The sequence below is a fragment of the Ureibacillus manganicus DSM 26584 genome, assembly GCF_000772945.1.
Lineage (GTDB): Bacteria > Bacillota > Bacilli > Bacillales_A > Planococcaceae > Ureibacillus > Ureibacillus manganicus.
Map to the genome: position 1 here is coordinate 161,097 of NZ_JPVN01000005.1, position 13,084 is coordinate 174,180.

Here is a 13,084-nt window from a genome sequence, read left to right on the forward strand (position 1 = left end):
TTATTTTTCCAAAAGAAAAAGCACAATCCCCGAAAGGATTGCACTTTTTACACACAGAATGCCCTATTTTATTTATTTAACACTTTTCTTATATAGCCCCCACAATAATAACTAGCAAAAGAAAGTATGTAGGCAACAATTAATGTACTAACGATTTCAAAGCCGATTTTGATTGAGTTTTGATCGTAAATATAGTCAATGCCAATCTTGATGCCAAACCCATTTACCAGTACTAATTGGATTGCAGTAAACATTAACGCAAAAATCGCAATATCTTTCAGATTCAATTGATGCGCATTAAATGTAAAGTACCCTACTACCGCTATAATAATGACCGCAATTAAAAATAGCAAAATCATGTTATGGAACAAAATATCCGTGCCTAGCATATCGACCATTACTTCATTTCCACGTCCATTAAACAAGGCGCGATAAGAAAATGTTTCATGATTGTTGCCCATCTGGAATAATCCTAAAATTGACATTAACCAAGTCGCAATCCCTGTATACACTGACATAATAAAGTGCGGGATTTCAGGACCGTACCTCATAAAATCTTCCATAATAAACACTAGTGAATACAAATAATTAAACACTACACCTACAAAGGTAGCTATAAAGGCTGCGTATGCATAGAGTACTATTTTGGACTGCTCTGCAGTTTTCACAAATACTAATTTTCCGTAGTAAGAAATTAGGGCAAAACTTCCGAAAAATAAAGTCGATAAAATTAGCGATGTATATAGAATGTCAATAAATGACGTTGATAAACTAATTTTCAATGTTCCTTCTATAAAATAAGCATCAACGGTTTTATTGAAAGAAACACGCGCAAAAATCGATAAAATCATCATGACAACTGTGTATCCCACTATGGAATAAAGGATTCCTTTATAAACTGGCCAGTTATTCTTAATTGCCATCCGACCATAAATAATCCCACCAATGATTAGTGCGAGTATTGGAATTATTAGTAAACCTGTAAAAAGATTATTTAAGTCAACCTTTATCCCTTCTGTTTCTCCCATAGCACCTACAGTCATTTCAAAGTCTAAATCTGCATTATGAAGTAAAGCCGCCATAATGGGGAATGAGGTGAAGTTTGGGACATCAACATCTATACCAAACTGACTTGATATTTTATCTTCTATTACATCAGGTTTTAATAAAGCTGCAAAGACAATAGTTTCTTCATCATAATACCCAAATTCGTCTCCTAATGCAGAAAGTGCAGTAGACTTAATCCAGAATGTACTAATAATCATAATAATGAGTGCTATGAAAATTGGTACCATTATTAATTTATTCTTTTTTATATAATTTAAGTTTTCTATAGAAGTAGATTTTAACCGTTCTGTATTTATATTTACCTTTGAATGTATTTTCATGTTTGGGATTGTATCTTCTGCCACACGATTCAATGTATTTTTCTTATGTTCTTTTGCTAAATAAGATTGCCCACAATTTACACAATAAGAATAGCTGAACTCATTTTTCGTTCCACAATTTGAACAAAAGTCGTTGGCAGTATATGTTAAATAATTTTCATCATATGAATCGATTCGTTTTGACGTTTCGGGACAATACACATAATGACTCGGATGCTGCCTATTACAATGTATACACCTCATTAATTGCCCTCCTGTATAACACCGCAGCAAGGGCAATACATATGTTGTGCTTCTATTAACTGTTCACAAGTATTACAAATAACTTGTTGTGCATTTGGATCAATAAAATAAGGATTCAACGTCCCACAATTCCCACAAAACTTTGCACTTTCTTCCACCTGTTGCTGACAATTCGGGCAGTGATGTAATTGTGCAGCAAATTTTGTAATTGCATTTTGAGTTTGGTATATGATCACATCTTTATGTATAATTTCATCCGAAATATTTTTAAGTAATGAAATATCAACCTCATCAATTCTTAATTGACCTAGAGTAATTTCACCTAACTTAATAACTAAATTTATTCTTTGTTCTTTCGCTAGATTAAGTTGTTGTTTTAGCTCTTGAAGTTCGGGGACTCTTTGCTCAATTGAATCTATCATACTATTTCCCTCCAATATTATTATTCCATTCTAATTCTAATGGGTTATCCATAATTCTATCAACCTAAAAGAGGTATTAATTTTTTCCAAATAACATGGTACTATAGTTTTAGTTAACTATATTACAAAAGGAGTAAACTATGAAAAAATGTTCTAATTGTGGTTTTGAAAGTAAAGACCACGAAAAATTTTGTATCAACTGTGGAACGATGTTTCCCGCCCCTAGCAACAATATACATAATTCTTCACAGCAAGAATCCGTTCCTCCAAACAATTTAAACAATACGATGGAACAACCAACTATGGAACCTAATCATCCAAGCCATTCGCCTAATCATCCAGAATCTATCCCTTTCCAACAAGGTGAATTCCAACAACCGCAACAAATATGTACAAACTGTGGTAGAGTATCCGTGAATCCTAGTCGTTTTTGCTTAGAATGCGGCGCACCGTTAACAGAAGTGCCAATGAATAACCAAACGTTTCAAAACGACCAAGCAAAACGTACACAATACGACCAACCACAAAAAGTAAAAAAGCCTCTAAGTCTAGGTGCGAAAATCGGAATTATTTCTGCCATAGTTTTAATTGGATTAGCAATTGGTGCACATTTCTTCATCCAAAACATGCTAGATCCAAAAGGTCAATTAGACAAAATTACACAATACTTTAAGGATGGAGATGAAGAACAGTTCACGAATTCCTTTGTGTTCCCTGATGGCACATATGTCGAGCCAAAAGCATTCTATCAATATGTTGAGGACAATGATTGGATTATTGATGATTTAGATGAGGCCGTGCAAGACGTAAAAAATGGAGCTATTATAGGTATTGTCTATAACGAAAATCATGATCGACTCATGTCAGTAAAACAAGAGGACTTCTTATTTTTCTATAAAAAGACAGTATTTCAAGTAATTCCTGTTGAATTCTCGGTCTATAATTATTTTCCTGACTTTGAAAGCACACTAAAAATCGGTGAACAAAAAGCGGTTAATATATCAAAAGAGGAAACAAAAATTGGTTCGTTCGCACCAGGAATTTATAAATATACTCTGAACTATAAAGATGATTACTTTGAAGAAACTATCAATGAAGAAGTAATTATATCTGGTACTGGTAAAAATAAATATACTTATGAAATTGATTTAAGTCCTAATTTCATCTATTTATCTTCTGATATCGATGATGCAACAGTATTTATTAACGGGAAAGATACTGGTAAAACACCATATGAAATTGAGTTCATCGCTGCGCCTTTAGATGGTTCTGTGGAAATTTACGCAGAAGCAACAAACGAAAATGGTGAAACGATACAATCAGAAACCCTTTATTTAACCGAATATGACACACATATTTACTTTGCTGAAATTCAGGAGCTTTATGAAATTCAAGATTTCTATGATTATTACAGTTACGAAGCAGAAGATATGTTCTATAGTTTTAGATGGGACTATCAATACGCTGTAAATATGGCAGACTTTAGCTATGTGGAAGATTATTTTATTGACGGTAGCCAACTTCAAAATAATTACGAGACATTTGTTGTAGATCACGAGGACTTAGGTTTTTACTATTATGATTTTATTTCAAATGAAGTTATAGACAGTTATCCACTTTCTGCGAATAGTTTAATTGTCGAAACCCTTGAAACATTTGAATTTTACTCAGAAGAAGATGGCACATGGCATTACGAACGTGAAAAACGTTATACGTTTGAATATGTCGATGGCATGTTAAAAATTGCAAACATTGAAGATATAAGAGAAGTAAATAAAACAAAAATAGATTAAATTTTAACGGTCCTTCGAGTAGCAAACCTATCGAAGGATCGTTTTTTGTTGAGATTAACTATATTAGAGCAAAAGAAAAAGTACTGCATGTAAGTATACAGTACTCTACGAAATTATTATTTAATTCCTTTATTTCCATTACATCGGAAACAAATTCCATGAAATGTTAGTCGGTGATCTTTAATAATAAAATTCCATCTTCGTTCAACGATAGCCTCTACATCATCTAATAGGTCTTCTTGAATTTCATCAACAGAACCACATTCAATACAGACTAAATGATGATGGAAATGCTTCGCTCCTTCTTGTCGCAAGTCGTAACGGGAAACGCCGTCACCAAAATTAATTTTATCGACAATTTTCAATTCCGTTAATAACTCTAATGTGCGGTAAACAGTGGCTAACCCAATTTCAGGTGCCTTATCTTTTACTTTTAAAAATACATCTTCAGCGCTTAGATGATCTTCTTCATGTTCCAATAGCACTGCAACTGTCGCTTCTCGCTGTGGCGTCAGTTTATAGCCAGCACTATGTAATTGTTTTTTTATTCGATCGATACGGCTTTCCATACGACGCCCTCCTAAACTCACGTTCATTATACCAAATGAGTAAAAGTCATGACAAGGAGAGAATGTTTAGAAAATGTAAGATATTACTATAATCTCAAAAATACATATTCCTGCAAAGACTGCAAGAAGTATAAAAAATAGATTTTGAGCAAAAAAATGTCTTCGATTCGGTCCAACCTTCTTTGAAGTATATACCGAACACAGAATTAGTAACAAAATGCAATAGATGAGCTGGAATGGGAACCACCATAGGCTATATACAATCATTGACTCTTGTTGCGTTAGTAAAAATACTGAGCTAAATCCAAAGAAGGTAGCTCGTATTGCAACTACAAATTGGGCAACAAAAGGAATATACGGATGTGTTGCAAAGAGAAGGACGAGTAAAATGGAAACACCTAAAGGAAGAATTGATTGCCAAAATGACACATTAGAAGGATCTATTACTCTAGAATCAATCAATTCGATTAATTGAATGGATTTGTCCAATGCAAACGCCTGAAATATAACAACGCCACTCACAAAACTAATTGCTAAAATAACCGCATATTGTATAAGTATAGTAGAACGAAACATAAGCATTCTCCTTTCGTTGATACATCTTATGCCCGTTCTCTATCATTATGCAATTTTAATAGGATTAAATTTTAAGAAAAAATAGCAATTTTCAAGCTGTGTTCCTCTTTATTTTATATGATTAAAATTTGAATGGATTTGTTATTGGTTTAGCTTTATCCAAAGTACTGCAAATGCCGTTTTTGCATCATATATTTTTTGTTCTACTACCATTTGCTCTGCTTCTTCAAGGGTAACTTCAATTAAGGACACGAACTCATCTTCGTCAAGTTCTGCTTTATTTTCTATTTTGTATAATTGTTTTGCCACATAAAGATGAATAACTTCATCAGCAAAGCCTGGTGAAGTGGCGAAGGTTTGAATATATGTTAGCTCATGACAGCCAAAACCTGTTTCTTCTTCTAATTCTCTTATAGCGGTATGTTCAGGGGCCTCCCCCAATTCTAATTTTCCTGCTGGAATTTCTATAATGGACCTCTCTAACGCTTTTCGATATTGTTCAACTAGAATAACTTTCCCATCATCTGTTATCGGGATAATTGCAACAGCCCCAGGGTGATTAACAATTTCCCTTTTCGATACCTTTCCATTAGGAAGTGTGACATCATCTACCTTTAAGGAAATCACCTTCCCTTTAAATATTGGCTCTGTATGGATTGTTTTTTCTTCAAATTTCTTCATAACTGAGTTTCCTCACTTGTCGTTAAGATTTGTTTCATTGTACCATTATTATGGAAATACAGTGATAGAAAAGAGGTTCTTACTGTGAAAAAAAGGACAGTTGGAAATAGTGGGATTGAAATTTCAGAACTTAGCTTAGGTTGTATGTCGCTCCCAACGAATATGAATGAAGCGAAACCTATAATTGAGCTTGCGATTGAACATGGCATAAACTACTTTGATACCGCAGATTTGTACGATCGAGGGATGAATGAGGAAGTTGTTGGAAAATGGTTGAAATCTTATCGCAATCAAGTTGTGCTTGCGACAAAAGTGGGAAATGTGTGGAACGAGGACGGAAAAGGTTGGCATTGGGATGCGTCTCCAACCCACATTGAACAAGGCTTAAAGGACAGTTTACGTCGTTTAAAGACAGATTACATTGACATCTATCAGTTGCATGGTGGAACAATTGAGGACTCTTTGGATGAAATCATTGCTACCTTTGAAAAATTGAAAAAAGATGGGCTTATACGAGAATATGGCATATCATCCATTCGCCCAAATGTCTTCTTGCCTTTTTTCAAAAATAGTTCAGCCGTCTCGAACATGATGCAATATAGTATGTTAGATCGACGTGCTGAGGAATGGTTTGAAGGGATTGAAAAGTCGGGGGCATCTGTTGTAACACGAGGCTCCATCGCTAAAGGATTATTAACAAATGAATGGAAAACACGTATTGAAAAGTCGAATGGTTACATGAGTTATACGAAAGAAGAATTGGTTAATGTACTCCAACAAATTGAGGCTCAGTATGGTGATCTTCATGCAGCAGCTATTGCCTATAATTTAAGTCATCCCGTCATTGCTTCAACAGTGATTGGAACGAAAAATGAAAAGCAACTTCTCGATAATATAGCAGCTTACAACCTCGCACAAAAGATCAAAAACATCAAGGATATTAATCCAACTCTAAAGTTAGACACATATACAGAGCACAGATGAAAAAATATATATTACTATTAGTGATTGGGTTGATCACCTTGGTTACCTTTTCAAACACTACTTATGAACAGCAAACACTCATTCCTTCCTTTAAAACAATATTAGCAGATCAACCTTTTTATAATTTTTTAAGTGGCATTGAACTGAACTACTGGGGAAATACAATTTCTATTGAGACACGTGGCTATTATCATTTTGTAGAGTTTTTAATACGAAAAGGTTTTCATTTTGTCGGGTATGGACTGTTAGCAAGTATATTTTATTTGGTTTATCGAAAATTCAAATTGAAGTTTGCAGTGATTTATGCGATTGTGACAACGTTCATCCTTGCTTGTCTTGATGAATATCATCAAACGTTCCTTTCTGGTCGCACGGGAGTTTTTCAGGATGTCATCATAGATACTGCCGGTGCTATAACGTTTGTGGTAATCTGTAAATTTTTGATTTTCATAAGATATTTATTGAAAGATAGGAAAACAAAGACCTTCACAAACTGACATATTATGTCAGTTTTTTTGTTGTTTCAATATAATTTAGACTATTCTTATTTATTACAAAATTAACTGTTCTATACGAGAACCATTCTAAAACAAACATTGTTTCTCTACTTTCTTAGCACTCTAACTTTTTAAAGGGTCTTGTATAATTCGACAAGAACTGTTACTATTCGTTTAAACTTTTTTTTAGAAGTTTTGTAAGGTAGTAAGTTTATAGACAACTACATAAAATGCGTTGAAGGCTATGGGACCACTATAGCTGGAGCAATTTCTGGAGAGTCCGCATTTAGCGGCGCCGAAGGGTTCACAATCTCAGGCAAAAGGACAGGAACTAGTAAAAAATAATTTATGGGAATATTTTTTTATTCTCTTCATTTTATTTTTTCTATTCTTAGACTTCTAGAGATAGCTCATCCGGCTATCTCTTTTTTATTTTTAATAGAGTTGTTGCGGTTTGCGTTTACAACTCCATTCCGAGATTTCCCTAAGTGTTATACGAAAATTTTATTAATTATTGGGGGCTTTATGTGATGGCACAGCAAGAATTAAAACGAGATTTGAAAAACCGGCATGTTCAATTAATTGCCATTGGTGGAACGATTGGAACAGGATTATTTTTAGGGTCTGGAGCTGCAATTGAGAAGGCTGGCCCCTCTGTTCTACTCGTCTATTTAATCATAGGAGTAGCTGTATTTTTTGTAATGCGCGCTCTAGGTGAATTGTTATTATCGAAAAAGGGCTATCAATCTTTTATTGACTTTGCGACCGATTATTTGGGAGATTGGGCGGGTTATGTTACAGGTTGGACTTATTGGTTCTGTTGGATTATGACTGCAATGGCAGACATAATCGCTGTAGGTGTGTACGTTCGATATTGGTTTGATATCCCGCAATGGATCCCTGCTATTATCTGTCTAGTAATTTTACTTGGCTTAAATTTACTGACGGTGAAGTTATTTGGAGAATTAGAGTTTTGGTTTGCGATTATTAAAGTAATTACGATTGTCGCACTTATTATTATTGGGATTGTCATGATTGTCATTGGTTTCCAAACAGATACTGGCTATGTAACGGTATCAAATCTATGGGAGCACGGTGGATTTTTCCCGAATGGTGTTGCAGGGTTTTTATTTGCCTTCCAAATGGTTGTGTTTTCTTTTGTGGGAGTTGAATTAGTGGGGGTATCTGCAGCGGAAACGGCAAATCCAGGGAAGAATATTCCTTCTGCCATCAACAAAATCCCTGTTCGTATTTTGTTGTTCTATGTAGGTGCAGTGTTTGTAATTTTATGTATAAATCCTTGGACAGAATTAAGTGCTGCTAGTAGTCCGTTTGTACAAGTATTCTCGTTAGTCGGAATCCCTCTTGCTGCTGGAATTATAAACTTTGTCGTCTTAACTTCTGCAGCATCTGCCGGGAATAGTGGTTTATTCTCCACAAGTCGCATGATGTACAACTTAAGTAAGCAAAAATTAGCGCCAAAATCTTATGCAAAGTTAAATAAAAATCACGTCCCTGGAAATGCATTGTTTGTATCTTCTGTTGTTGTATCAGTTGGAGCATTACTCAGCTATGCTTTACCAGATTCTGCGTTTAGTATCGTTACAACAATAAGTGCAATTTGTTTCATTTGGGTGTGGAGTATAATTTTAATTTCTCACATTGTTTATAAGAAAAAACGTCCTGATTTACATAGAAAGTCGACGTTTAAAGCACCACTTACACCATTTATTAACTATGTTGTACTCTGCCTATTTGTAGCGATTTTAGGGATTATGTTTGTTTCAGATGATACGCGACCTGCGTTACTGCTAACACCGATTTGGTTTATTTTGTTGTTCTTTATGTATGGGATGCGTAAAGCTAAGTAGAGTTTTATGATTTGTGTGGGTTTTAGGGTTGGTTAGACGTATGTTTGGACAAAATTTCGGTATTCTTAATTTTTTTGTCCTCGAGAAGTGATCTCGAGGACAAGTTTTCGATATTCTTGATGCTTTTGTCCTCGAGAAGCGGTCTCGAGGACAAGTTTTCGATATTCTTGATGTTTTTGTCCTCGAGAAGCGGCCTCGAGGACAACTTTTCGGTATTCTTGATGTTTTTGTCCTCGAGAAGCGGTCTCGAGGACAAGTTTTCGATATTCTTGATGTTTTTGTCCTCGAGAAGCGTTCTCGAGGACAACTTTTCGATATTCTTGATGTTTTTGTCCTCGAGAAGCGGCCTCGAGGACAACTTTTCGGTATTCTTGATGTTTTTGTCCTCGAGAAGCGGTCTCGAGGACAAGTTTTCGATATTCTTGATGTTTTTGTCCTCGAGAAGCGTTCTCGAGGACAACTTTTCGATATTCTTGATGTTTTTGTCCTCGAGAAGCGGCCTCGAGGACAACTTTTCGGTATTCTTGATGTTTTTGTCCTCGAGAAGCGGTCTCGAGGACAAGTTTTCGATATTCTTGATGTTTTTGTCCTCGAGAAGCGTTCTCGAGGACAAGTTTTCGATATTCTTGATGCTTTTGTCCTCGAGAAGCGGTTTCGAGGACAATTTTTCGATATTCTTGATTTTTTTGTCCTTGAGAAGCGGTGTCATGGACAGTTCTCACAAGTATTCTGATTGTTTTGTCCATGAAAAAACGCTAACATACACCAGCTTTACTCAAACACAATCATCCTCACTAAAACTTCGATCCGCTATCCCCATACTTCTCAAGTAATTCTTCAAAGCTCATGTTTTTTTCGCGTTGTTTTCGTTCAAACGCGAGCTGAGCTTGGCGTTCAGCTTCTTTTGCCTCTGCTTCATCCATTAAGCTTTTCTTTGCAAGCTTTAATTTTGCCAGAACATCACCATTCAATTGATCTTGTAGTGTAAGTGACTCTTGCTTTGAAGTTGAATTTTCATTCACATTATTTTTTGGACGTACTTTTTTATTTTTAGCCATAAAAAACACCTACTTTTTATTTTAATTAAACCGTTTTGGACGAGATTAATGAGAACCTATCACGCGCTTTTTGCGTAAAATAGTAATAAGCATCTTGCGCGTAATTTTTGTCTCGTAATGCGATTTTAACAAATTTCCCCTTCCATTTCGAGTCGAATATCAATTTATACTGTATTTACAATCCCGTGCTACAATGAATTTAGACTTATGTTTATGTGGTATCTTCAAAATTTAGGAGATCGAGGTGTTTTTATGAAACGACGGAAGGTTCTTTTATTCTCCAGTATTTTTACAACTGCCCTATCTGCTGCAACTACTGCTTTTGGTATCCTAGTCACAAACAAATTAATGTATATCAAAAAGAAGGACGATCAATTTATTTACGACCGTGAAATAAAAGCACAACGTTTTGATGAACAATGGTACAACAATTGCCGAAAAGAAGAAATGCTAATTGATTCACCAAATGGTTATCAAGTAAAAGGTGTATTTCTACAACCACTTAACACGAAAAATACTGTAATTATTAGCCACGGAATAACCGAAAACAAACTGAATTCCATGAAGTATGTAAGGATGTATGAAAGACTAGGATTTAACACGTTCGTGTTCGATCACCGCAGACATGGTGAATCTGGTGGAAAAACGACAAGTTATGGTCATTATGAAAAATTCGATTTACAAGCTGTCGTGAACACGGTTCGTTCCATTATTGGGGATAATGCCATTTTAGGTATTCATGGAGAATCCATGGGAGCAGCAACGACACTACTTTACGCTGGCTCAATTGAAGACAATGCAGATTTTTATATAGCCGATTGTGCGTTTTCAGATTTCTCAAAGCAAGTTTCCCATGTTATTAAAAAACAAACCGCTCTACGCACAAAACTTCCAGTGCACTTAGCAAATATTTTCCTTCGATTACGTGACGGTTATTCAATTTGGGACATTTCACCAAAAGAAGCTGTCGCGAATATCGAATCGCCGGTCCTTTTTGTACACAGCTTACAGGATGAGTTCATCTTACCAGAAATGTCAGATGAAATGTACGAAGTAAAAAATGGTCCTAAAGAGATCAAACGATTCGAAAAAGGTGCCCATGCCCAGTCCTTCAACGAGAATCCTGTAGAATACGAACAAACAGTTAAAGATTTTTTAGAACAATACGTATTGAATAAAGTCAAAGAACAGTCTGCTGCTGAATCCTAATCAACATAATATCCATAAAAAAAAGGTGCTCCCAACATGACGTAGAGCACCTTTTTTTTATTTATCTATCGTTTTACAATGGTAGCGACGCCTTGGCCTCCACCGATACATAATGTAGCAAGCCCTGTTTTTGAATCGCGCTTTTGCATTTCGTGTAGAAGTGTTACTAAAATTCGAGCACCACTTGCTCCAATTGGATGTCCAAGTGCAATTGCTCCACCGTTTACGTTTAGTTTCTCGTGGTTAAATTGTAATTCACGATCAACCGCGATCGATTGTGCTGCAAATGCTTCGTTTGCTTCGATTAAGTCAATATCATCTAATGCTATCTTTCCTTTTTCAAGAACTTTACGTACAGCAGTTGCTGGTGCAATTCCCATAATTGAAGGATCTACGCCAACTGCTGCATTAGCAACAATGGTTGCTAATGGTTGGATGCCAAGTTCTTCTGCTTTTTCTTTCGACATTACAACAACAGCCGCTGCACCGTCATTAATTCCGGAAGCATTTCCAGCAGTTACAGAACCATCTTTTTTAAATGCAGGGCGTAATTTAGCAAGTGTTTCAACTGTCGTATTGCCTCTAATATATTCATCTTCAGAAAAGATAATCGGCGCTCCTTTACGTTGTGGAATCTCTACAGGAACAATTTCATCTTTAAACTTCCCAGCTTGTTGTGCCTCAGCAGCTCTGCTTTGCGAACGTGCAGAAAACTCATCTTGTTCTTCACGTGAAATATTATATTGTTCACATAGGTTTTCTGCAGTTATTCCCATATGATAGTCGTTGAATGCACACCATAAACCGTCATTAATCATTGAATCTACTACTTTTTGGTCACCCATTTTGTAACCATCCCGCGCATTTTTTAATAGATATGGAGCTTGACTCATATTTTCAAATCCACCAGCAACCACAATATCCGCTTCTCCAACAGCAATCGCTTGTGCAGCTAGATGAACCGATTTTAAACCAGAGCCACAAACTTTGTTTATAGTCATAGATGGAATCGAATGAGGTAAACCAGCATGAATAGCTGCTTGGCGAGTAGGGTTTTGACCTAAACCAGCTTGTAATACATTTCCCATAATCACTTCATCGACTTGGTAGGCAGATAATTTCGCACGACTTAAAGCTTCTTTAATAACGATTGCACCTAATTTTACTGCTGATACATCTTTTAGAGTACCTTGGAAAGATCCTATAGCTGTTCGGACAGCACTCACAATTACTACTTCTTTCACCACATTCTCTCCCTTTTCTAAATTTTTCACTTGAATCAAAATACATATATAAAAATTAATAAAAGACTAATGTCTCTCTATACAAATTTACCAAACTAAATAACATTTTTCGACATTATATTGATATTTTAATAATCATTAACAGTAACGCAATATTTCACTAAAACAATAATCGATAAAGTACAATTTTATATTCTAAGGGATTATCATCTTCAGTTATTGGTTCGGGTAGAGTTAAGAAAAAAAGGTTATCCTAAATGAAATTGAATCATTTTGGATAACCTTTTCCTATTATTTATCTTGTAATTTATTCATTTGTTGCATCATTTGACGCACTTGTTTTTCAGATGGCTTACGGCCCATTTGTGCCATCATGACGCGAATCATTTGCTCGTTAATTGGTGGGTTTTCTTTTAAATATTTCATCATATATTGACGTGCTAGAAAAAATCCTAGAACAGTACCCCCGATTAATGCAACGATAATTAATACAATTCCAAGCACTAAATTCATTATGACAATCTCCTCTACAATAAATATACCGAGAAA

The 13,084-nt window shown here is 35.4% G+C and carries 14 protein-coding genes and 1 riboswitch; of the genes, 5 read left to right on the forward strand and 9 right to left on the reverse strand.

Translation table 11 applies throughout. The features are described from left to right. Positions 1 to 68 precede the first annotated feature (68 nt). Positions 69 to 1,631, reverse strand: a complete 1,563-nt coding sequence (locus CD29_RS05585) for a zinc ribbon domain-containing protein (RefSeq protein ID WP_036183913.1) — start codon at positions 1,629 to 1,631, stop codon at positions 69 to 71. After that, positions 1,631 to 2,053: a zinc ribbon domain-containing protein gene (locus tag CD29_RS05590; RefSeq protein WP_036183915.1), complete on the reverse strand. Its 423-nt coding sequence runs from the start codon at positions 2,051 to 2,053 to the stop codon at positions 1,631 to 1,633. Before CD29_RS05590 ends, CD29_RS05585 begins: the two co-directional genes overlap by 1 nt. 140 nt (positions 2,054 to 2,193) lie before the next feature. Between CD29_RS05590 and CD29_RS05595 the strand changes: the two genes are divergently transcribed. Continuing rightward, the gene (locus CD29_RS05595) at positions 2,194 to 3,846 is read left to right on the forward strand and encodes a zinc ribbon domain-containing protein (protein ID WP_036183919.1); all 1,653 of its coding nucleotides are present in this window, start codon (positions 2,194 to 2,196) and stop codon (positions 3,844 to 3,846) included. Between the two features lie 116 nt (positions 3,847 to 3,962). Here CD29_RS05595 and fur read toward each other — a convergent pair whose 3' ends face one another. The 3 genes from fur to CD29_RS05610 all read right to left on the reverse strand — a co-directional run bounded on the left by fur (position 3,963) and on the right by CD29_RS05610 (position 5,672). Further along, entirely contained in the window at positions 3,963 to 4,415 is a 453-nt protein-coding gene (gene fur, locus CD29_RS05600) for a ferric iron uptake transcriptional regulator (protein ID WP_036183921.1), read from the reverse strand. Between the two features lie 66 nt (positions 4,416 to 4,481). Beyond that, positions 4,482 to 4,991, reverse strand: a complete 510-nt coding sequence (locus tag CD29_RS05605) for a hypothetical protein (protein ID WP_036183924.1) — start codon at positions 4,989 to 4,991, stop codon at positions 4,482 to 4,484. 141 nt (positions 4,992 to 5,132) lie between these two features. Further along, positions 5,133 to 5,672 (reverse strand): NUDIX domain-containing protein, encoded by a 540-nt coding sequence (locus CD29_RS05610; RefSeq protein WP_036183927.1) that lies wholly within the window; start codon positions 5,670 to 5,672, stop codon positions 5,133 to 5,135. Between the two features lie 84 nt (positions 5,673 to 5,756). Between CD29_RS05610 and CD29_RS05615 the strand changes: the two genes are divergently transcribed. The 3 genes from CD29_RS05615 (at position 5,757) to CD29_RS05625 (ending at position 9,024) form a co-directional block, all read left to right on the forward strand. After that, complete coding sequence (locus tag CD29_RS05615; protein WP_036183930.1) at positions 5,757 to 6,656, forward strand: aldo/keto reductase; 900 nt, start codon at positions 5,757 to 5,759, stop codon at positions 6,654 to 6,656. After that, positions 6,653 to 7,153, forward strand: a complete 501-nt coding sequence (locus CD29_RS05620; RefSeq protein ID WP_036183935.1) for a VanZ family protein — start codon at positions 6,653 to 6,655, stop codon at positions 7,151 to 7,153. The genes CD29_RS05615 and CD29_RS05620 overlap by 4 nt, the downstream gene beginning before the upstream one ends. Positions 7,154 to 7,414: 261 nt before the next feature. After that, positions 7,415 to 7,491, forward strand: a riboswitch (glycine riboswitch). Positions 7,492 to 7,683: 192 nt separating this feature from the next. Then, on the forward strand, positions 7,684 to 9,024 hold the full coding sequence (locus tag CD29_RS05625; protein ID WP_036183938.1) for an amino acid permease: 1,341 nt from the start codon (positions 7,684 to 7,686) through the stop codon (positions 9,022 to 9,024). A gap of 22 nt (positions 9,025 to 9,046) precedes the next feature. Here the strand turns inward: CD29_RS05625 and CD29_RS05630 are convergent, their stop codons facing one another. Then, entirely contained in the window at positions 9,047 to 9,733 is a 687-nt protein-coding gene (locus tag CD29_RS05630; RefSeq protein WP_140422894.1) for a hypothetical protein, read from the reverse strand. Positions 9,734 to 9,818: 85 nt separating this feature from the next. Then, on the reverse strand, positions 9,819 to 10,082 hold the full coding sequence (locus CD29_RS05635; RefSeq protein ID WP_036183944.1) for a YqkE family protein: 264 nt from the start codon (positions 10,080 to 10,082) through the stop codon (positions 9,819 to 9,821). 252 nt (positions 10,083 to 10,334) lie between these two features. Here CD29_RS05635 and CD29_RS05640 point away from each other — a divergent pair, with 252 nt between their 5' ends. Next, complete coding sequence (locus tag CD29_RS05640; RefSeq protein WP_036183947.1) at positions 10,335 to 11,291, forward strand: alpha/beta hydrolase; 957 nt, start codon at positions 10,335 to 10,337, stop codon at positions 11,289 to 11,291. A 65-nt stretch (positions 11,292 to 11,356) separates the two neighbouring features. Here CD29_RS05640 and CD29_RS05645 read toward each other — a convergent pair whose 3' ends face one another. Both CD29_RS05645 and CD29_RS05650 read right to left on the reverse strand, forming a co-directional pair. After that, on the reverse strand, positions 11,357 to 12,538 hold the full coding sequence (locus tag CD29_RS05645) for an acetyl-CoA C-acetyltransferase (protein WP_088322108.1): 1,182 nt from the start codon (positions 12,536 to 12,538) through the stop codon (positions 11,357 to 11,359). A 288-nt stretch (positions 12,539 to 12,826) separates the two neighbouring features. Beyond that, the gene (locus CD29_RS05650) at positions 12,827 to 13,048 is read right to left on the reverse strand and encodes a YneF family protein (protein ID WP_036183953.1); all 222 of its coding nucleotides are present in this window, start codon (positions 13,046 to 13,048) and stop codon (positions 12,827 to 12,829) included. Positions 13,049 to 13,084 lie beyond the last annotated feature (36 nt).